The sequence below is a fragment of the Bradyrhizobium vignae genome (assembly GCF_004114425.1).
Lineage (GTDB): Bacteria > Pseudomonadota > Alphaproteobacteria > Rhizobiales > Xanthobacteraceae > Bradyrhizobium > Bradyrhizobium vignae.
This window is the reverse complement of the sequence record NZ_RDQF01000014.1, coordinates 104,845-123,622: the sequence shown is the minus strand read 5'-3', so window position 1 is coordinate 123,622 and position 18,778 is coordinate 104,845. Positions and strand designations below refer to the sequence as shown.

Below are 18,778 nucleotides of genomic sequence, written 5' to 3'. Positions count from 1 at the left end.
GGGCAATGCATGTCGTTTCAAACACGAGACGGACGCGACTGGACGCCACAATACCTGACCTCGATCGATGCCAAGAAGTGCATCGGCTGTGGCCGCTGTTTCAAAGTGTGCGGCCGAGATGTCATGACTTTGAAAGGAATCAGCGAGGATGGTGAATTTGTCAACCTCGATGACGACGACGATGAGATCGAAAAGAAGACTATGGTTCTCAATGATCAAGGTGCTTGCATTGGGTGCGGTGCATGCGCCAGGGTTTGCCCGGCCAACTGCCAGACTCACGCTTCAGCCGTACCGGAAGCAGCGTGAGCGAACGCACTCGTCCTGTCGCGGCAGGCGAGATAAGATATAGGTGAGGAAAGATGCCATTTTGATCAGGTGAACTCAACGTGAGGACGGCGCGTTCAGAGCGGTCTCGATTAGACATCGAATAACTAAAGCGCAAGCATTGCCCGGTGATGGTTGGGCGTCGGCTATGCTATGCCGATACAATAGGCGTTGCTCACAAACCACTCGTCTCCAAGATGCGCCTATTCGTAGAAGGCGAGCTGCGTCTAGCGCAGGACCAAGTGGATCGAAGTGCCCGTCACGATGGAATCTGAAGAGCATAGTTCAAAGGCAGGTAGCCACTACAAGGCGTCGATATTGCGCAGGCGCTGCCGGTTGCGAAGCTCGATCTGCCGTGCGCCGGAAAAGCCGAGAATGCCCTGTGAGTGAAGCTGCGAGAGCGCGCGCGAGACGGTTTCGAGCGTGAGGCCCAGATAGTCTCCGATGTCGCGGCGGCACATCGGCAGTGCCATCATGCCGGCTACTGCAAGGCGACGATCCATTTCGAGCAAGAAGGTTGCGACCCGCTCCATCGCGGTCTTGCGTCCCAGCAGCAGCATGTGGTCTTCAGCGTGGCGCAGCTGGCCGGAGGTCATGGCCCAGAGCTTGCGGGCAACGTGCACGTCGATGCCGGCGACCTTCTCCAGGCTCGCGCGATTTACCACGCGCACATTGGTCTCGATGATGGCTTCAGCGGTAAGGCGGTGGCTGGCGCCGGATTCGAGGCCGAACACGTCGCCGGGGAGGTGGAAGGCGCCGATCTGGCGGCGGCCGTCTGAGAGGAGCTTGTAAGTGCGGACCGCACCTGACACGACCTGGTAGACGTATTCGGCCGGCTCGTCCTCACCATAGATCTCCTCCTCCTTGCGGTACGACAATTCGGTGGCGACCAGTCCGACATGGCCGGCGATGGCGACAAACTGGTCAGATGCGGGAAGTGCCGAGCCAATCTTGCCACGAACTTGCGTGTTGATTGCCTGGGTATTGATCGTTTGGGTCAGCATCTGCGCCATCTCCGTTGTGATGACGGATTTCTTACGCCGTGCCGAGTCAGTTGAAAATTTCGCGTGATATCTTAAGGGCGTACCCTTACGTAGAACTCCGTAGGCGTCACTTGCAGGGTCAGATACCGCTCGAGGGCGACGAGATTGCATCCCCAACTTGGAATGTTGCCTGCGCGAACCGGTCTTAATTTGTGCGATCCCCCAGCGAGGTTCGCCGCACAGGGAGCGCGGTCTAGCGCCGCACCGAGTTTCCACGTCTGCTCTGGATCGCGTGGCGAATGCGCTTGACCAGGTTTTCCTCCAGAAGCGGCTTCAAGATCACGTCTGTGACGCCGGCGGCGGCCGCCCGAGGCGAGATATTTTCATCCGGATAGCCCGTGATCAGGATCACCGGGGTCTCGCCGTGCGACTGGCGCAGCCGGGCGGCGAGCTCAATGCCGTTGATATCGGGCATCTTGTAGTCGATCACGTAGCAGTCAGCGCCAGGCTTGTTCATAGCGCTGAGCAGCGCCGTGGCGTTCCGGAAAGTTCGCACCGCGAAGCCGTCGGTCTCCAATAGGAAGCGCAGCGATCGGAGCACGGCATCATCGTCGTCGACTACGTAGACAACCGGCTGTCCGGGTGACGCTATTGGCAGCTGATCACGATGGGAACCGATCTCGCTCATTCTGGTTGGATAGCACACGAGAATGAGCCCGTGTTGACCTGCCTCAAGACGGTTTGCCTCAATCCTTGACGATCCCGGCGCGCATGGCGAGTCGCACCAGTTCCGACAAGCTGCCCGCCTGCATCTTGGTCATCACATTGGCCCGGTAGACCTCGATGGTCCGCGGGCTGATATCATAGTCGCGGGCGATCAGCTTGTTCGAGAGACCCGCGACCAAGCCTTCCATCACTTGGCGCTCCCGCGGGCTTAAGGAGGCAACACGGGCGGCGATGTCCTGCGCGATGGCGTCGTTCTTGGCGGCCGGCTCGGCCTGGCGGATGGCGGTCTCGATCATCGCGGTGAGTCGGTCGTCCTCGAACGGTTTTTCCAAGAAGTCGACAGCCCCTAGCTTCATCGCCTCGACCGCGAGCGGCACGTCGCCATGACCGGTCATGATCAGGATCGGGAACGGGCTTTGCTGCGCCTTCATCCGCTTCAACAGCTCGATCCCGTCGAGACCCGGCATGCGCACGTCGGAGATGACGCAGCCGAAGCCGAGGCCGGGCAGGGCATCGATGAAGCTCTGCGCATTGTCGAACAGCGTGACGCCGAAGCCGGCGGCATCCAGCAGGAAATTCAGCGAATCCCGGATCGCCGCGTCGTCGTCGATGACGTAAACATGTCCCTTGTTCGTCATGGCTCAGGTCTCGTCGGCTGTCGGCAAGGTGAAGCGGAATGTTGCGCCGCCCGATGCGTTGCTTTCGGCGACCATGCGGCCGCCGTGAGCCTCGATGATCGAGCGGCTGATCGACAATCCCACACCCATGCCGGTCTCTTTGGTGGTGAAGAAGGTCTGAAACAGGTTTGGAATGACATCGTCCCTGAAGCCGGAGCCGGTATCCGACACTTCCACCTCGATCATCTCGTTACCAACGCGCCGATTGGTGACGACGAGCTCTCGTCGCTGAGACTGCCCCATCGCTTCCAGCGCGTTGCGGAATAGATTGACAAGCACCTGCTGGATCTGTACTCGGTCGGCGAGGACGAGATCAGCGCTCCGATCGATGATGAAGCGGAGCTGCACGTTCTGTTCGCGCGCGCCCGCAAGTCCGAGCGCGCCGGCTTCCTCGATCAGCTTGGAGAGGCTTTCGACCCGCTTCTCGGATTCGCCGCGAGAGACGAAGTCGCGCAGGCGTCGGATGATCTGGCCGGCGCGCAAGGCCTGCTCGGCGGCGCGGTCCAATGCACTCTCGATCTTCGGCGTGTTCGGGTCCTGGCTTCCGGCCAGGAGGCGTCGCGATCCCTTCATGTAATTGCTGATCGCCGCCAGCGGCTGGTTCAGCTCATGCGCCAGGGCAGAGGCCATTTCGCCCATCGCGGTCAGCCGCGAGACATGGACGAGCTCGGACTGCAATTCCTGGAGCCGGGCCTGGGTCTGCTGATGCTCGGTGAGGTCGCGGACGAAGCCGGTGAAATAAAGCTCACCGCCGCGCTGCGTCTGCCCGACCGAAAGGTGCATCGGAAAGGTCGTGCCGTCGCGGCGCTTGCCGGTCACGATGCGGCCTATGCCGATGATGTGCGGGTCATTGGTCTTGAGATAGCGCTCCAGATAGCCGTCGTGACGTGACTTGTCAGGCTCCGGCATCAGGATGCTGACGTTCTGGCCGATGGCTTCCTGCTTGCTGTAGCCGAACAATCGCTCGGCTGCGCTGCTGAACAGCTCCATGATGCCGCGCGAATCGATGACGATCATGGCGTCCGGCACCGTTTCGAGAATCGAGCGCAGGTGATTCTCCTGGGCGCGCAGGGCCGCCTCGAGATGCTTCTCCTCGTTGACGTCAAGGAATATCCCGCTCAGATGGCGGGCGGTGCCGGTCTCGTCCCGGATCACGGCGGCCCGGGCGCGGATCCACTGTCCCGCGCGGGAGGCGCCAGCCACCTTGAACGAGACGTCGAGGCCGCCGCCGCGTTCGGAGACGCGCCTGATCGCGCTCTCGACGCGTGCGCGGTCTTCGGGTTCGATGTGTGACAGGAACGACTCATAGCTCGGCTGTTCGCCTTCCGCGACACCGAGCAGGGTCCGCGCAGTATCAGACCATTCCAAATCCCGCGTGGCCAGGTCGAAATCCCAGGTGCCGACGCCGAACCCTTCGATCCGGACCCGGAAATGCTCACCGCGGCTATCGTCCGGCGGATGCGTGACTCGGATCGACGGCAACCGGGGCTCCCATTTCCGTGCGGCGGGCATGGCGCCGCAACCCTGGCGGCAATTTCGCCCAAGGCCGGGCCGGAGGCAAGTTCCGATGTCTGTTTCCATTGGCGATGCCCGCGACACGCCGCCCGGCGATTTGATCTATCTCATCCCGCCGGGCGCCAACGCGGCTAGATTTCGCCGCGGTCATTGCCTTTTCGGAGCATCCCGATGACATACGCGACCGTGATGGTCAGCCTGGCGCTCGATCAGCCCAACGAGCCGCGTCTAGAGGTCGCGGGCGAGCTCGCTGAACGATTCGAAGCCGCCATTGTCGGCGTTGCAGCCGCGCAGTTCGCTCCGCCGCTCTATTTCACGGACAGCGCCGAGGCGCAGGGGCTGATTGATGAAGGCGAAGCGTCCATCAAGCGGCGTCTGGCCGGGCTGGAAGCGGAGTTCCGGGCCGCCACGAAGAATCGCGGCGGACATGCGCAGTGGCGCAGCGCACTGGATTTTCCGGCGCGGTTCGTGCTGGCGCAGGCGCGCTGTGCCGACATCGTCGTCAGCGGCGCACGCAGCCCGGCCTTCTCCGACGCCTTCGCGCGCGCAAGTCCCAAGGACCTCGTCATGCAGGTCGGTCGTCCGCTTCTCGTCGTTCCCGACACCGTCAACTGGCTCGACCTGCGCAACGTCCTGGTGGCGTGGAAAGACACGCCAGAGGCACGGCGCGCGGTGGCCGACGCGCTGCCGCTGTTGCGCAAGGCGAGAGACGTCACCATTGCCATGATTCCGGAGCAGGGCGACGATCGCTCGGTCGCGATCGCCGGCGTCACCGACGTTGCCGACTGGCTCGCCCGTCACGGCATCACCGCGACGGCGCGCATCTGCGAGGGCGCGCCGAACGAATCCGCCGCCGCGCAGTTGGAGAGAGTCGCCGGTGACCTCGGTGCCGGCCTGATCATCGCGGGCGCCTATGGTCATTCGAGATTTCGCGAACTGATCCTTGGCGGCGTCACCCAGCATCTGGTCACGCAATCCGCGCGGAGCGTGCTGCTGTCGCACTGACGGCCGGCCGCAAAGGTCATCGAGGAGGACGCGCCGTGTACAAATTTCTGGAACAGACCGTCGACGGCTACATGACGCGCGACGTCGCGACGGTGAGGCGCGACCTCGACATGCTCGCGCTCAGCGAGATGTTCGAACGCGACGATTTTAACTCATACCCGGTCGAGGACGACGGGCAGGTCGTCGGCATCGTCACCAAGTTCGACATCCTCAAGTGCTTCGCCTTCACGTCGGCCCAGATGCTGCCGCGCTATCACGAGCTGATGGGCCGCAAGGTCGGCGACGTCATGACGCCAGAGTTCATCTATGTCAGCCCCGACACGCGTCTGACTCGCGTGCTCCAGATCATGGTCGAGCACCGCATCCGGAGCATCATCGTGCTGAATGCCGCGCAGAATCTGGTCGGCATCATCGCCCGGGAGGACGTCATCGCAGCGCTCAAGGCGACGGCGAGCGACTGATAGGGACGCAGATCGGGCTATTCCCTTTGTTGCGGACTCCAGCGCATCCTTCGAAACGCCCGGCTTGGCGGCCCTCAGCATGACGGTGGAGTACGCGTCGGAACTTTCAAGAGCGCGCAAGACGGCGCTGAGCCTCATCCTGAGGAGACGCGCGGCGGTCGTCTCGAAGGACGAGGCGCGCGTTCAGGCCGCATACGGACCATGTGCGATCGCCCTGCGCACAAAGGAACAAGGGCATTTCAAGTCGTGACGCATCGGCCTCACATTAACAGAAATCCATCCATCTTGATTTCAATCAATTCCCCGCGAAGGCGAACGTGGTTTCTGGTGCTGTGTTCTTTCAGAGAGAATCCGCATGAGCCAGCCCTCCATCTCCAAATCCATGACCATCGGTGAAAGCGGATTGGCGCTCGTATTTGCGGTCACGGCTTTCCTCTGCGTGGTCGCCTCGGCCAAGGCGCTCGATGCGCCCTTCGCCTTCCACGCCGCGCTTGGCGCTGCGGCGAGCGCGGCGGCGGTGTTCTGCATCATCAACCGTTACTTCGATCGCCCGGCGGCGCTGCCGCCGGCGGAGATCAACGGTCGGCCCAACTATAATATGGGCCCGATCAAGTTCTCGTCTTTCATGGCGATGTTCTGGGGCATTGCCGGCTTCCTGGTCGGTCTCATCATCGCCTCGGAGCTGGCCTGGCCAGCGCTCAACTTCGACCTGCCCTGGATCCAGTTCGGCCGGCTGCGGCCGCTGCACACCTCGGCGGTGATCTTCGCCTTCGGCGGCAACGTGCTGATCGCGACCTCGTTCTATGTGGTGCAGAAGTCGTGCCGCGTGCGCCTCGCCGGCGAGCTCGCCCCCTGGTTCGTCGTGCTCGGCTACAACTTTTTCATCCTAATCGCCGGTACCGGCTATCTGCTCGGCGTCACGCAAGGCAAGGAATACGCCGAGCCCGAATGGTACTCGGACTTGTGGCTGACCATCGTCTGGGTTGTCTATCTGCTCGTCTTCCTCGTCACCGTCATCAAGCGCCAGGAACCGCACATCTTCGTCGCGAACTGGTTCTTCCTCGCCTTCATCGTGACGATCGCGGTCCTGCATCTCGGCAACAATCTGCCGCTGCCCGTCTCGGTGTTCGGCTCGAAGTCCTACGTCGCCTGGGGCGGCATCCAGGACGCCATGTTCCAGTGGTGGTACGGCCACAACGCGGTGGGATTCTTCCTGACCGCCGGCTTCCTCGCGATCATGTACTATTTCATCCCCAAGCGCGCCGAGCGGCCGATCTATTCCTACCGCCTCTCGATCATCCACTTCTGGGCGCTGATCTTCCTCTACATCTGGGCCGGTCCGCACCATCTGCACTACACCGCTCTGCCTGACTGGACGCAGACGCTCGGCATGACCTTCTCGGTGATGCTGTGGATGCCCTCCTGGGGCGGCATGATCAACGGCCTGATGACGCTGTCGGGCGCCTGGGACAAGCTGCGCACTGACCCCGTGCTGCGCATGCTGGTCGTCTCCGTCGCCTTCTACGGCATGTCGACCTTCGAAGGCCCGATGATGTCAATCAAGGTGGTCAACTCGCTCAGCCACTACACCGACTGGACCATCGGCCACGTGCATTCCGGCGCGCTCGGCTGGGTCGGCTTCGTCTCCTTCGGCGCGCTGTACTGCCTGGTGCCGTGGGCCTGGAATCGCAAGGGGCTCTACAGCCTGAAGCTCGTCAATTGGCACTTCTGGATCGCGACCCTCGGCATCGTGCTCTACATCTCGGCGATGTGGGTGTCCGGCATCCTCCAGGGCCTGATGTGGCGCGCTTACACCTCGCTCGGCTTCCTCGAATATTCCTTCATCGAGACCGTCGAGGCGATGCATCCCTTCTACATCATCCGTGCCGCCGGCGGCGCGCTGTTCCTGATCGGCTCGCTGATTATGGCCTACAATCTCTGGATGACGGTTCGCGTCGGCGAGCAGGAAGTCCAGATGCCCGTCGCTCTTCAGCCGGCGGAGTGAGGAGCAAGACAATGTCGTTCTGGACGCGCCACCAAGTCTTTGAGAAGAACTCGATCATCCTGGTCGTCGGCATCCTGCTGGTGATCGCGATCGGCGGTCTCGTCGAGATCACCCCGTTGTTCTACCTCAAGAGCACGATCGAGAAGGTCGACGGGGTGAGGCCCTACACGCCGCTGGAGCTCGCCGGCCGCAACGTCTACGTCCGCGAAGGCTGCTATCTCTGCCATTCGCAGATGATCCGGCCGCTGCGCGACGAGGTCGAGCGTTACGGCCATTTCTCGATCGCGGCCGAGAGCATGTACGACCACCCGTTCCAGTGGGGCTCAAAGCGCACGGGGCCGGACCTTGCCCGCGTCGGCGCCAAATATTCCGACGACTGGCACGTGACCCATCTGACCAATCCGCGCGCGATCGTGCCGCAGTCGGTGATGCCCGGCTATCCGTTCCTCAGCGCCAGTGAGGTCGACCCTGACGCCATCGCCGACCACATGCGTACGCTGCGTACGGTGGGCGTGCCGTATACCGACGACCAGATCGCCAACGCTGGCGCCGATCTGAAGGCCCAGGCCGATCCCGACAATTCCGGCGCGGATGCCTTCAGCAAGCGCTACGTCAAGGCTGTCGTGCGCAATTTCGACGGCAAGCCTGGCACACCGACCGAGATGGACGCGCTGATCGCGTACCTGCAGATGCTCGGCACGCTGGTCGATTTCAAGATCTACAACGAGAAAGTCAATCTTCGCTGAGAAGGCATCAACGATGAAAGCCATCCTGACACTCGACAATCTCGCGTCCGGTCTGGTGACCACGATCTGGACGCCGGTGTTCGTCGTGATCTTTCTCGCGATCATCGCCTACGCATTCTGGCCCCGTAACAAGGCTACGTTCGACGAGGCGGCACGCCTGCCGTTGCGGGAGGAGTAGAGACCATGACCGATCATCATAGCGACATCGATTCCCTCTCCGGCAAGTCCACGACCGGACACGAATGGGACGGCATCAAGGAGCTCAACACGCCGCTGCCGCGCTGGTGGGTGATCACCTTCTATCTCACCATCTTCTGGGCGATCGGTTACTGGATCGTCTATCCGGCCTGGCCGCTGATCTCCAGCAACACGACCGGCGTGTTCGGCTACTCCTCGCGCGCCGACGTCGCCGTCGAGCTCGCCAATCTCGAGAAGATCCGCGGCGACAAGATGGTGGCGCTGGGCGCGGCCTCGCTCGCCGACATCGAGAAGGATCCGGCCCTGCTGGCGCTCGCCCGCGCCAAGGGTAAGACCGTATTCGGCGATAATTGTGCGCCCTGTCACGGCTCCGGCGCGGCCGGCGCCAAGGGGTACCCGAACCTGAACGACGACGACTGGCTGTGGGGCGGCACGCTCGACCAGATCATGCAGACCATCCAGTTCGGCGCGCGTTCCGGTCACGCCAAGGCCCATGAAGGCCAGATGCTCGCCTTCGGCAAGGACGGCGTGCTCAAGCCGGACGAGATCGTCACGGTCGCAAATTACGTCCGGGCGCTGTCGGGCCTCTCGATGCGGACGGGATACGACCCCGCCAGGGGCCAGAAGATCTTCGCCGAGAACTGCGTCGCCTGTCATGGCGATGGCGGCAAGGGCAACCAGGAGCTGGGCGCACCTGATCTGACTGACAAGATCTGGCTCTACGGCTCGGACGAGGCGATCTTGATCGAGACCATCAGCCAGGGCCGCGCCGGTGTCATGCCGGCCTGGGAAGGGCGGCTCGATCTCGCCACCATCAAGGCGATGGCCGTGTACGTCCACTCGCTCGGTGGCGGAAAATAGCGGACCGGCCGCAAACGGAGGCGAACAAAAGTGCCTCCGTTTGCGCTGGATCAACTGGCGCGACGATGTCCGGTCTAGGTTCAATCGCACCTCTCGAAAGCCGTTGGCGATGAACAAGACCGTGAACCCCAAAGACGTCATATCGGGTAACGACAACGGGCCACTCTACGCAGCCCGCAAAAAGGTCTATCCCCAGAGCGTCTCCGGCACCTTCCGCCGGATCAGATGGGGCCTGATGGCGTTCTGCCTCAGCGTCTACTATTTCCTGCCCTTCGTGCGCTGGAATCGCGGCCTCGGCGCGCCCAGCCAGGCGGTGCTGATCGACCTTCCCAACAGCCGCTTCTACTTTTTCTTCATCGAGCTGTGGCCGCAGGAGGTCTACTACTTCACTGGCCTGTTGATCGTTGCCGCGGTGGCACTGTTCCTGATGAACTCCATCGGCGGCCGGATCTGGTGCGGCTATCTGTGCCCGCAGACGGTGTGGACCGATTTGTTCTATGCAGTCGAGCGTCTGATCGAAGGCGACCGGCGCGAGCGCATGAAGAAGGATGCCTCGACTGATCCGATGAAGCTCGAGCGCATCTCCGAGATCGTGCTCAAGCATTCAATCTGGCTGCTGATCGCCTGGTGGACCGGCGGCGCCTGGGTGCTTTACTTCAACGACGCGCCGACGCTGGTGAAGGAGCTCGTCACCTTTCAGGGGCCGATGATCGCCTATATCTGGATCGGCATCCTCACAGCAACGACCTATCTGCTCGCCGGCTACATGCGCGAGCAGGTCTGCACCTATATGTGCCCGTGGCCGCGGATTCAAGCTGCGCTCACCGACGAATGGGCGCTCAACGTCACCTATCGCTACGATCGCGGCGAGAAGCGCACCTCGGTCAAGAAGGCCGCCGAACTTCGCGCGCTCGGCCAGCAGGTCGGCGATTGCGTCGATTGCTATCAGTGCGTCGCGGTTTGCCCGACCGGCATCGACATCCGCAACGGACCGCAGATGGAATGCATCCAGTGCGGCCTCTGCATCGACGCCTGCGACAACGTGATGAGCAAGATCGGCCGGCCGAAGCGGCTGATCGGCTACGATAACGACATCAACATCCATCGCCGCCAGGAAGGCAAGGCGCCGATCTACCGCATCGTCCGGGCCCGCACCATCGTCTACGGCGCGATCATCGCGGTCGTCGGCGGCTTCATGATCTACACGCTGGCGACCCGCAGGCTGCTCGACATCAACGTGCTGCACGATCGCAATCCGGTCGCGGTCAAGCTCAGCGACGGCTCGATCCGCAACGCCTACACCGTGCGGCTGCTCAACAAGAGCGGCTATGACCGCGTCATCGCGATCGACGCGAACGGGCCTGTCAACGCGACCGTCCACGTCGTCGGTGTCGATTCCGTGACCCCCGACAGGCCGATGATCGTGATCCCGCGCGACACGACCAGCGAGCTGCGGCTGCTCGTCACTGCACCAGCGGAGAACAATCCGGAGAAGTCGATTCCCGTCCATTTCCACGTCATGGATATCGGGCTTGGCGTGGCGGCGAGCACGACCGACAACTTCGTCTCGCCTTGAGGCTCAGGAGATCTACCATGGCATCCAATCCGCTGACCGGAACCAAGGTCTTCCTGATGCTCGTCGCCTTCTTCGGCGTCGTGATCGGCGTGAATGTCACCATGATGAAGCTCGCGATCGCAACGCTGCCCGGCACCGATGTCGACAGCCCCTATGCCGCAGGACTGACCTATGACCGCGAGATTTCGGCGGCGCACGACCAGGCCGCACGAAACTGGCAGGTCAACGCCCATATTGAGCGGCGCGCCGACGGCGGCGCCATGATCCAGCTCGAGCCGCGCGATGCCGCGGGACAGCCGATGACCGGATTGAAATTCGCCGGACGCCTGGAGCGGCCGACCGACAAGCGGGCTGATCTGTCGGTCGAGCTCAGCGAAGCAGGCATCGGGCTCTATCGCGGCAATGCTGCGGCGGTCGCGCCGGGGCAGTGGGACCTCGTGATCGAAGCTGAGGCGCGGGGACAGCGCGTCTTCCTGTCGCGCAACCGCGTGATCCTGAACTGAGGGACATTGTCATGCACGTCACGCGGGATTTCTCGCACTATGTCCGCAGCGCGGGCGAGGGCGTCCAGCACATCGACCTCGCTGTCGAAGGCGTTCACTGCGCCGGCTGCATGGCGAAGATCGAGCGCGGCTTAGCGGCTATGCCTGATGTCACGCTCGCACGCGTCAATCTCACCGATCGCCGTGTTGCGCTGGAGTGGAAGGCCGGCACGCTCGATCCCGCGCACTTCATCGATCGCCTCGAGGAGCTCGGCTACAAGGCCTATCCTTACGAGACCGAGAGTGCAGAAGCGAGCGAGGTCGCCGAATCCCGCTTTCTGCTGCGCTGCCTCGGCGTCGCGGCGTTCGCCACCATGAATGTGATGATGCTCTCGATCCCTGTGTGGTCGGGCAATGTCTCGGACATGCTGCCCGAGCAGCGCGACTTCTTCCACTGGCTGTCGGCGCTGATCGCATTACCCGCCGCGGCGTATGCCGGCCAGCCGTTCTTCCGTTCGGCCTGGCGCGCGCTGTCGGCCAGGACCACCAACATGGACGTGCCGATCTCGATCGGAGTGATCCTTGCGCTCGGCATGTCCCTGGTCGAGACCGTCCATCACGCCGAGCACGCCTATTTCGATGCGGCGATCATGCTGCTCACCTTCCTCCTGGTCGGCCGTTTCCTCGACCAGAACATGCGGCGGCGGACCCGCGCGGTCGCCGGTAATCTCGCCGCCCTCAAGGCGGAGACCGCGGCCAAGTTTGTCGGCTCCGACGAGATCTCGCAGGTGCCGGTCGCGGCGATCCGTCCTGGCGAGATCGTGCTGCTGCGCCCCGGCGAGCGCTGTGCGGTGGATGGGACCGTGATCGAGGGCCGTTCCGAGATCGACCAGAGCCTGATCACCGGCGAAACGCTCTACGTGACGGCCGAGCAGGGCACGCCGGTTTATGCCGGGTCGATGAACATCTCCGGCACGTTACGGGTGCGGGTTTCGGCGGCCTCGGAGGCGACGCTGCTCGCGGAGATCACGCGGCTGCTCGAAAACGCACTCCAGGCCCGCTCGCGCTACATGCGGCTCGCCGACCGGGCCTCGCGGCTCTATGCGCCGGTGGTGCATGCGACCGCGCTCCTGACCATACTCGGCTGGGTCGCTCTTGGTGCGAGCTGGCACGATGCCATCGTCACCGGCATTGCCGTCCTGATCATCACCTGTCCCTGTGCACTCGGCCTTGCCATTCCGACGGTCCAGACCGTGGCCTCGGGTGCGATGTTCAAAGCGGGCGTGCTGCTCAATTCGGGCGATGCCATCGAGCGGCTGGCGGACGCCGACCACGTCATCTTCGACAAAACAGGGACGCTGACGCTGCCCGATCTCGAAGTGATGAACGCGGCCGAGATTCCCGCAGAGAGTTTCGCACTTGCCGGTCGGCTCGCGCTGTCGAGCCATCACCCCGTGGCGGCCGCGATCGCGCAGGCCGCCGGCGCCGTTTCGCCGATCGTCGGTGCCGTGGAAGAGGCGGGACAGGGCGTTAGTGTGACGCTCGACGGCCAGGACCTTCGTCTCGGCCGCCCGTCCTTCTGCGGCACGGATGCGCTCCTCGACAAGCGCACCGTTGATCCCGAAGCCTCCATCGTCGCCTTCGCCAAGGGCGGCGAGAAGTTCATCGTTTTGGTGCGCCAGGGCCTGCGCCCGGACGCGAAGCCCGTCATCGCAGCACTGAAGGCACGCAATATCGGGGTCGAGATCCTCTCCGGCGACCGCGAGCCGGCGGTGCGGGCGGCGGCCGATGCGCTTGGTATCCCGGAATGGCGCGCCGGCGTAACGCCGGCCGACAAGATCGCGCGGATCGAGCAGCTGAAGCAACGCGGCGCAAAGGTGCTGATGGTCGGCGACGGCATGAATGATGCGCCCTCGCTCGCCGCGGCCCATGTCTCGATGTCGCCGATCTCGGCCGCACATCTGAGCCAGGCCACGGCCGATCTCGTCTTCCTGGGCCGTCCCTTGGTCCCGGTCGTTGCAGCCATTGATGCCTCGCACAAGGCCCTGCATTTGATGCGGCAAAATCTCTGGCTCGCGATCGGCTACAACGTCCTGGCCGTTCCGGTCGCGATCAGCGGGATTCTCACGCCGTTGATTGCGGCGGCAGCGATGAGCAGCTCATCGATCCTGGTCATGCTGAATTCGCTACGCGGACGCCGTCTGCGACGGGAGAATGAGCTATGGAAGTGATCGTGTTCCTCGTCCCGCTGGCATTGCTGCTTGGCGTGATCGGGCTACTGGCATTCCTATGGTCGTTGAAGAGTGGTCAGTTTGACGATCTCGACGGGGCCGCTTGGCGCGCGATTGCTGAGGACGCTATTGAGTCGCCATCGCTCCAGCCCAAGGTCCGTTCGACAGCAGCTGGCGGTGGTGAACTGCGCCCCATTTGACCTGGCGCAATGCAGGCGCCGCTCCGCGGTAGAATATTGCGTCTATTAAATTTCGTGAGGTTGCCATGACATCGATCACTAAATCAGCGTCGATCGCGGGCTGGTTGTTGGGAAGGATTGCGGATTGGTTCGAACGATTTCGCGAATCCGCCGACATCCGTGCACTCAGTGCCTCCGAGATCGAGTCCATTGAGCGCGACCTTCGCGTCCAGCGAGCTGAGCTCGAAGCCCTCATTGCTCATGGCCGGCACGGTGCCAAGGAATTGTCACGGCTACTCGATGTGTTCGGGATTGATGAAAGGTCGATTGCGCGCAAGCAGCCAGGCGTGCTGCATGACTTGACAATGGTGTGCGCACTTTGTGCATCAAAGCCGCGATGCAATCGTGAGACGGGGGCAGGAACGGCGGCTTTGCAATATCCAGAGTACTGCCCGAACGCTTATACGATCGATGCGCTCAGAAAGGAATCTCTAATACCCCAGGCGGTCGACTTTCTTCGCAGGCCTGCCTGCTGCTGATTGCTTTGACGATGGCCTTGGCGGGCGTGAGGGCAGCCGGGAAGAGCCCAGCCTCTTCCATTGTCTCATGGTAGCGAGCCTCGTGAGGAGCCCTGAGGTTAGACTGCACGGCTGTGAGTGGCTGCGGAATGCACAAGGTGGGCGTCGAAGGCCGAAGCCACGCTCCTCACCAAGAATTCTGCCCCGGCGTTCACTGATAGGCCGTCCGTGGTCATTGTCACGGCGCCATGAGCGATGAGACTATCAATCCGAGCGCGATCAACTACGGCGGACTCCTGGTCGCGGCCATGCAGACGCGATACTTGGCGGAGATCAACCGCAAGATCGCACATGATTCGCTCGATAATAGCGGCGCGGAATCGGTCTTCGTCGGTAAGCACGTAGCCTTTCGTCGTGGCGAGGCGTTCCTCGGCAATGCGGGCCAGATAATCGCGTATGGGAACGACGTTCTGCACGAAGCCCTGAGGCATGCGGCCGATGGCGCTGGTGCCGAGACCGATGAGCGTGTCTGCGGTGTCGTCGGTGTAACCCTGGAAATTCCGTCGCAATCTGCCTTTCCGGCCTGCGGCGACAAGGCTGTCGTTGGCAAGCGCGAAGTGATCGAGGCCGATGCGCGCGTACCCCGCATCAAGTAAGGCTTGAGCAATGGTCTCTGACTGGAGGTGTCGCTCGAGACTGTCTGGGAGCCAGTCATCGGAGATCGTTCGCTGATGCTTCTTGAATGATGGAACATGGGCGTAGCCGAAGACCGAAAAGCGATCAGGGCGCAGCTCGAGACATTTGCGAACGGTATCCAGGCAGGATTCCACCGTCTGCAGGGGAAGGCCATAGAGAAGGTCAAAGTTGATCCGGCCGATGCTCTGCCGGCGTAACCGCTCGACGGAGGTCGCGGTCTGATCGAAAGTCTGATGCCGGTTGATGGCCTGCTGGACGGCTGGGTCGAAGCTCTGAACACCCAGGCTCGCGCGGTTGACACCGCAGGAGGCAAGGGCCTCCGTCATCGGCTTAGTCAGGGTGCGAGGATCTATCTCGATGGCGATTTCGGCATCGGGAAGGACGAGAAACGAAGACCGCAAGAGATCGACCAGTTCCGCGAACGTCTCCGGTCGCATGACGGTCGGCGTACCGCCGCCAAAGTGGATGTGAGAGACCGGCAGCCTCTGCCCGATCGCCTCAGCGGTAAGCTGCGCCTCGCGGCGCAGACCAGAGGCATAGAGGGCGATTGGCTCATCGTGCTTCGTTACGAAGGTATGGCATCCGCAGTACCAGCACATCGAGCGGCAAAATGGCACATGCAGGTAAAGCGAAGCCGGCTGCTGGAGCGGCACGGATTTGAGCCATTTTCGATAATCGACTTCGCAAATCTCGGGCGAGAAGTGCGGGGCGGTTGGATAGCTCGTATACCGAGGGAGGCTGTCGTTGCCATAGGATTGCACTAAGTCGGGTCGCATGTGCGGTCCTCCATCTCCGGACTAGCTAACGCAGCGGTGCCCAGACGACCTTGCTCTGGCTCAATTCAACTGCCGTATTGGAACTTTATGTTTTCCGGAGAAGATTCGCTTCATTCCGAAGGAGCACCGCAATCAGCTGCGAGAGCTCGATAGCGAGCCGGCTATTTGATCGATGTCAATGAGAGACCTGAAGACCAGCCATAGTCTTAGGTTCGGGAAGAGAGGACAAAAAAATGCTGGAAGAGGTCGTCGAGTTCGCGGGCGAAGCGTTGCCCGGTGGGAATGCTGAGCCGCCATGCTCCGAGACCGAATTCCTGCTCGAACTCGGCGACCGTGTGCGCCGCTCGCGCATGCATTGCCGCATGTCGCGTCGGGAGCTCGCCCGCAGGTCTGGCATTTCGGAGCGATACATCGCTCAGATCGAGAGCGGGAAGGGCAACGTCTCGATTGTCCTCCTTCTGAGGCTGGCTTTGGCTATCCACCGCAGCCAGCGACCTGCGGCCTCACGTCCTGCTCGGGGCACTCACCAGCGCGTGGCAAGCTTTGGCCATGCAATTGTGCTGTTTAGGAGGCAAACTACGCCGGCTCAGCCTGGGAGAGCAGTCGGACCTATCGGATAGCTGAAGAGTATGCCGGCGCCTGGCGGGCCATCACCTCATGAGGGGAAAATCGGCAGGCCGACGTCGATCCGGTCCGCGAGCAGCGACCACTCTCGGATCTCCCGGAGCTCGCAGAACTGCCGTTTGGCAAGGGATGCTGCTTCGGTCGCGTTACACGCATTGATGTCAATAACGCGCCGGCAGGCCTCACGGGCTTGTCCCTGATCTCCGGTAAGGGTCTTGAAGAACCGGACGATGTAGTGGGCCATGATGTCTCTTTCGCGCTCTCGGCGCCATTGTTTGGGTTAGTAGATGAAGGCCGGAGATTCGAGGAGACGATCATTCACCGTCGCTCGGTTGATTTGACTCTCTGACACATCGTGCAACTTGACGAAGTCCGCGGCACTTTCTGTCTCGCTGGTCAAGAGGCGCAGCCACAAGGTGTGTCGAGCGTTCGGGTCGGGCGATTTGATCCGAGTGGATGCTGTGCAGATCGCGGCTTGTCGCAGCGAGTATCTGTAACTCACGCGCAGAGTGCGTCGGGTACTCACGCCGAAGCGCGCAGAGTGCTTTGGTCAGGTTGTGGTCAGCTAGGAATTTTATCCTAGCCGGCAGAGCTCGCACGGCACGAGCTCAATTGCGTGCAACTTTGCCGATAGGGAGCGCTCTCATGTATGGCAGAAGCGTTGGCTCATCCAGCCAGTTCACAACCGGTAACCAAACTGACGATTCGTCAGAAGCGGAAGATAGTCCCCGGTTTGCGGAAACAGTTGCAGGAATGGAGCGAGGTGGGTCGTCGTCCGAACCAGCGGCGTCATACTCTCTCGTTTCCGAACCGCCCATTAGAGAGATCGACCGAGAGTCCTTCTTGCGCGGAGTTGAGAGATTCTTGCGCAATGATATCAGGCACATCAGCGAGAACCCAGAAGAGTACTCGGACTTCGTCTCCCAGAAGGCTGAGCGCGCAGCGACGGTTGCTGGAAGTTACGCCAACACCTACGACGACCCAAATAAGCCAGCACGATTTTACAGCTACCGGTTGGGCGACGAAACTGTCGGGCTTCTAAGAGCAGGAGGCCCGGCTCGGATTAAAGGAGACCATTTTCAGCAGCAGTTTGGGCGCAACGATATCACATCCGTGGTAGATCTTAGGGTGACTCATCCGCTTGTCGAGAACGCTGGCGATATCTTGCTAGAACATCAACTGCGAGAGGACGGGGACCATCCGCTGATCTTGTCGCGGCCAGCCCTAGCTGGCATGGAACCTCGTCTAGCAGACATGGGTTTTGTTCCCGTGGGTCGTAACCACTGGGTGCTTGATCCTCACCAACGCCCCGATGTGTGGACGAAGAACGAGAACGACGAGTGGCAGCGGGTAGGCAAGCCTACGAAGTATCTTTCCAAAGATGGGGGCAGTGATGTCGGTCCTCAGAGAAGCTACGAAACGGATTCGTCGGACGATGACCCTTCATTTTACTTGGAGCGCGCTCTTAGAGGGATGCACATGGAGTAAATTGGCTGCAATAGCAGCAGCGGGCCTGAAATGACGGACATTTGGCCGTTCTATCCCGAGCTCAACGGTCTTGCTTCAAAGGGGCGCGCGCTTGCTGCGTCGCCCTCGCCGGCTGAAACTCCGTTCAACAGCCTTCTCCGAAGGCGCTTACGAAGCTGCGGTCGGCGGCGGGTAATTGGGCGAGCCAGCAAGGGCTGGCTTGCGCGTTGGATTACAACAGACACTATCAAACCGGCACTTGTACGGTTCTTGCAGGTTGATTGCATAGCGACAATGAAAAGGGTCTTGCAATCAATGGGCGATAAATGAAGCCAAATCCCATCTACGCGATCTGCAGCTTTAACGACATTTCGAGCCGCCAGGCCAAGGGATTCCACCTTATGGTCGTCGATGATCACGGCAATCACCGGCCATGGTCCATCATTGTGGTGCGCTGGGGCAAAAAGGTGCTTGGCTACGTCAATAAATGCCCGCACAACGGCGTCAATTTGGACTGGGAGCGGAACGTATTCCTCGATCCATACGGTATCCGGCTGATGTGCGGCAAGCATGGTTCGACCTTCGAACTCGGCACCGGCCGGTGCGTCGAAGGTCCATGTCAAGGTAGAACGCTCACGCCGATCGCGTTGGCAGTTCTGGATGGTGATATCTGCGTCGTTGGTGTGCATCTTGTCGAAGACGATGCATCGGCCAACAACTGAAGACCG

Annotated in this window: 20 protein-coding genes and 1 pseudogene; 15 read left to right on the top strand and 6 right to left on the bottom strand. The window is 61.7% G+C overall.

Annotation, left to right across the window (positions count from 1 at the left end):
• Nucleotides 1–9: 9 nt before the first annotated feature.
• The gene (fdxB, locus tag EAV90_RS14720; RefSeq protein WP_122405502.1) at nt 10–306 is read left to right on the top strand and encodes a ferredoxin III, nif-specific; all 297 of its coding nucleotides are present in this window, start codon (nt 10–12) and stop codon (nt 304–306) included.
• A 320-nt stretch (nt 307–626) separates the two neighbouring features.
• Here the strand turns inward: fdxB and EAV90_RS14715 are convergent, their stop codons facing one another.
• The 4 genes from EAV90_RS14715 to fixL form a co-directional block, all read right to left on the bottom strand.
• On the bottom strand, nt 627–1,328 hold the full coding sequence (locus tag EAV90_RS14715) for a helix-turn-helix domain-containing protein (protein WP_164936941.1): 702 nt from the start codon (nt 1,326–1,328) through the stop codon (nt 627–629).
• Between the two features lie 232 nt (nt 1,329–1,560).
• Nucleotides 1,561–1,995 (bottom strand): response regulator, encoded by a 435-nt coding sequence (locus EAV90_RS14710; protein ID WP_129143760.1) that lies wholly within the window; start codon nt 1,993–1,995, stop codon nt 1,561–1,563.
• A gap of 58 nt (nt 1,996–2,053) precedes the next feature.
• Nucleotides 2,054–2,671 carry a response regulator FixJ gene (fixJ, locus tag EAV90_RS14705; RefSeq protein WP_129143759.1) on the bottom strand — a complete coding sequence of 206 codons (618 nt, stop codon included), beginning with the start codon at nt 2,669–2,671 and terminating at the stop codon, nt 2,054–2,056.
• A 3-nt stretch (nt 2,672–2,674) separates the two neighbouring features.
• On the bottom strand, nt 2,675–4,192 hold the full coding sequence (gene fixL / locus EAV90_RS14700) for a sensor protein FixL (protein WP_129143758.1): 1,518 nt from the start codon (nt 4,190–4,192) through the stop codon (nt 2,675–2,677).
• Between the two features lie 204 nt (nt 4,193–4,396).
• On the opposite strand from fixL, the gene EAV90_RS14695 reads away from it, so the two are divergent.
• From EAV90_RS14695 to EAV90_RS14645, 11 genes are all read left to right on the top strand, one after another.
• Nucleotides 4,397–5,230, top strand: coding sequence for a universal stress protein (locus tag EAV90_RS14695; RefSeq protein ID WP_129143757.1), 834 nt, complete (start codon nt 4,397–4,399; stop codon nt 5,228–5,230).
• 35 nt (nt 5,231–5,265) lie between these two features.
• The gene (locus tag EAV90_RS14690) at nt 5,266–5,691 is read left to right on the top strand and encodes a CBS domain-containing protein (protein WP_129143756.1); all 426 of its coding nucleotides are present in this window, start codon (nt 5,266–5,268) and stop codon (nt 5,689–5,691) included.
• Between the two features lie 355 nt (nt 5,692–6,046).
• Nucleotides 6,047–7,696 carry a cytochrome-c oxidase, cbb3-type subunit I gene (gene ccoN / locus EAV90_RS14685; protein ID WP_129143755.1) on the top strand — a complete coding sequence of 550 codons (1,650 nt, stop codon included), beginning with the start codon at nt 6,047–6,049 and terminating at the stop codon, nt 7,694–7,696.
• Between the two features lie 11 nt (nt 7,697–7,707).
• Nucleotides 7,708–8,442 (top strand): cytochrome-c oxidase, cbb3-type subunit II, encoded by a 735-nt coding sequence (gene ccoO, locus EAV90_RS14680; RefSeq protein ID WP_129143754.1) that lies wholly within the window; start codon nt 7,708–7,710, stop codon nt 8,440–8,442.
• A 13-nt stretch (nt 8,443–8,455) separates the two neighbouring features.
• A complete protein-coding gene (locus EAV90_RS14675; protein ID WP_129143753.1) occupies nt 8,456–8,620 on the top strand; it encodes a cbb3-type cytochrome oxidase subunit 3 in 165 nt (54 codons plus the stop codon).
• Between the two features lie 5 nt (nt 8,621–8,625).
• Nucleotides 8,626–9,501, top strand: a complete 876-nt coding sequence (ccoP, locus tag EAV90_RS14670; protein WP_129143752.1) for a cytochrome-c oxidase, cbb3-type subunit III — start codon at nt 8,626–8,628, stop codon at nt 9,499–9,501.
• A gap of 109 nt (nt 9,502–9,610) precedes the next feature.
• Nucleotides 9,611–11,077, top strand: a complete 1,467-nt coding sequence (gene ccoG, locus EAV90_RS14665; RefSeq protein ID WP_129143751.1) for a cytochrome c oxidase accessory protein CcoG — start codon at nt 9,611–9,613, stop codon at nt 11,075–11,077.
• A gap of 17 nt (nt 11,078–11,094) precedes the next feature.
• Complete coding sequence (locus EAV90_RS14660; protein ID WP_129143750.1) at nt 11,095–11,580, top strand: FixH family protein; 486 nt, start codon at nt 11,095–11,097, stop codon at nt 11,578–11,580.
• 11 nt (nt 11,581–11,591) lie between these two features.
• Complete coding sequence (locus EAV90_RS14655; protein WP_129143749.1) at nt 11,592–13,790, top strand: cation-translocating P-type ATPase; 2,199 nt, start codon at nt 11,592–11,594, stop codon at nt 13,788–13,790.
• Nucleotides 13,781–13,990 carry a cbb3-type cytochrome oxidase assembly protein CcoS gene (gene ccoS / locus EAV90_RS14650; protein WP_122405488.1) on the top strand — a complete coding sequence of 70 codons (210 nt, stop codon included), beginning with the start codon at nt 13,781–13,783 and terminating at the stop codon, nt 13,988–13,990. The genes EAV90_RS14655 and ccoS overlap by 10 nt, the downstream gene beginning before the upstream one ends.
• Before the next feature lie 65 nt (nt 13,991–14,055).
• Complete coding sequence (locus tag EAV90_RS14645) at nt 14,056–14,508, top strand: hypothetical protein (RefSeq protein ID WP_129143748.1); 453 nt, start codon at nt 14,056–14,058, stop codon at nt 14,506–14,508.
• 98 nt (nt 14,509–14,606) lie between these two features.
• On the opposite strand, the gene hemN is transcribed toward EAV90_RS14645, so the two are convergent.
• Nucleotides 14,607–15,959: an oxygen-independent coproporphyrinogen III oxidase gene (gene hemN / locus EAV90_RS14640; RefSeq protein WP_129143747.1), complete on the bottom strand. Its 1,353-nt coding sequence runs from the start codon at nt 15,957–15,959 to the stop codon at nt 14,607–14,609.
• A gap of 233 nt (nt 15,960–16,192) precedes the next feature.
• Here hemN and EAV90_RS14635 point away from each other — a divergent pair.
• A pseudogene (locus EAV90_RS14635) lies at nt 16,193–16,462 on the top strand (helix-turn-helix domain-containing protein); the annotation flags it as partial.
• A gap of 152 nt (nt 16,463–16,614) precedes the next feature.
• On the opposite strand, the gene EAV90_RS14630 reads toward EAV90_RS14635, so the two are convergent.
• On the bottom strand, nt 16,615–16,827 hold the full coding sequence (locus EAV90_RS14630) for a hypothetical protein (protein ID WP_122405485.1): 213 nt from the start codon (nt 16,825–16,827) through the stop codon (nt 16,615–16,617).
• Between the two features lie 509 nt (nt 16,828–17,336).
• On the opposite strand from EAV90_RS14630, the gene EAV90_RS14625 reads away from it, so the two are divergent.
• A complete protein-coding gene (locus EAV90_RS14625) occupies nt 17,337–18,071 on the top strand; it encodes a host specificity protein (RefSeq protein WP_129143803.1) in 735 nt (244 codons plus the stop codon).
• Nucleotides 18,072–18,376: 305 nt separating this feature from the next.
• On the top strand, nt 18,377–18,772 hold the full coding sequence (locus EAV90_RS14620; RefSeq protein ID WP_129143745.1) for a Rieske (2Fe-2S) protein: 396 nt from the start codon (nt 18,377–18,379) through the stop codon (nt 18,770–18,772).
• The last annotated feature ends 6 nt before the right edge of the window (nt 18,773–18,778 follow it).

Bases quoted from the DNA above. Each gene is read 5' to 3' on its own strand.
- fdxB (WP_122405502.1), top strand. From the start codon at position 10: ATGTCGTTTCAAACACGAGACGGACGCGACTGGACGCCACAATACCTG.
- EAV90_RS14715 (WP_164936941.1), bottom strand. From the start codon at position 1,328: ATGCTGACCCAAACGATCAATACCCAGGCAATCAACACGCAAGTTCGT.
- EAV90_RS14710 (WP_129143760.1), bottom strand. From the start codon at position 1,995: ATGAGCGAGATCGGTTCCCATCGTGATCAGCTGCCAATAGCGTCACCC.
- fixJ (WP_129143759.1), bottom strand. From the start codon at position 2,671: ATGACGAACAAGGGACATGTTTACGTCATCGACGACGACGCGGCGATC.
- EAV90_RS14695 (WP_129143757.1), top strand. From the start codon at position 4,397: ATGACATACGCGACCGTGATGGTCAGCCTGGCGCTCGATCAGCCCAAC.
- ccoN (WP_129143755.1), top strand. From the start codon at position 6,047: ATGAGCCAGCCCTCCATCTCCAAATCCATGACCATCGGTGAAAGCGGA.
- ccoO (WP_129143754.1), top strand. From the start codon at position 7,708: ATGTCGTTCTGGACGCGCCACCAAGTCTTTGAGAAGAACTCGATCATC.
- EAV90_RS14675 (WP_129143753.1), top strand. From the start codon at position 8,456: ATGAAAGCCATCCTGACACTCGACAATCTCGCGTCCGGTCTGGTGACC.
- ccoP (WP_129143752.1), top strand. From the start codon at position 8,626: ATGACCGATCATCATAGCGACATCGATTCCCTCTCCGGCAAGTCCACG.
- ccoG (WP_129143751.1), top strand. From the start codon at position 9,611: ATGAACAAGACCGTGAACCCCAAAGACGTCATATCGGGTAACGACAAC.
- EAV90_RS14660 (WP_129143750.1), top strand. From the start codon at position 11,095: ATGGCATCCAATCCGCTGACCGGAACCAAGGTCTTCCTGATGCTCGTC.
- EAV90_RS14655 (WP_129143749.1), top strand. From the start codon at position 11,592: ATGCACGTCACGCGGGATTTCTCGCACTATGTCCGCAGCGCGGGCGAG.
- ccoS (WP_122405488.1), top strand. From the start codon at position 13,781: ATGGAAGTGATCGTGTTCCTCGTCCCGCTGGCATTGCTGCTTGGCGTG.
- EAV90_RS14645 (WP_129143748.1), top strand. From the start codon at position 14,056: ATGACATCGATCACTAAATCAGCGTCGATCGCGGGCTGGTTGTTGGGA.
- hemN (WP_129143747.1), bottom strand. From the start codon at position 15,959: ATGCGACCCGACTTAGTGCAATCCTATGGCAACGACAGCCTCCCTCGG.
- EAV90_RS14630 (WP_122405485.1), bottom strand. From the start codon at position 16,827: ATGGCCCACTACATCGTCCGGTTCTTCAAGACCCTTACCGGAGATCAG.
- EAV90_RS14625 (WP_129143803.1), top strand. From the start codon at position 17,337: ATGGAGCGAGGTGGGTCGTCGTCCGAACCAGCGGCGTCATACTCTCTC.
- EAV90_RS14620 (WP_129143745.1), top strand. From the start codon at position 18,377: ATGAAGCCAAATCCCATCTACGCGATCTGCAGCTTTAACGACATTTCG.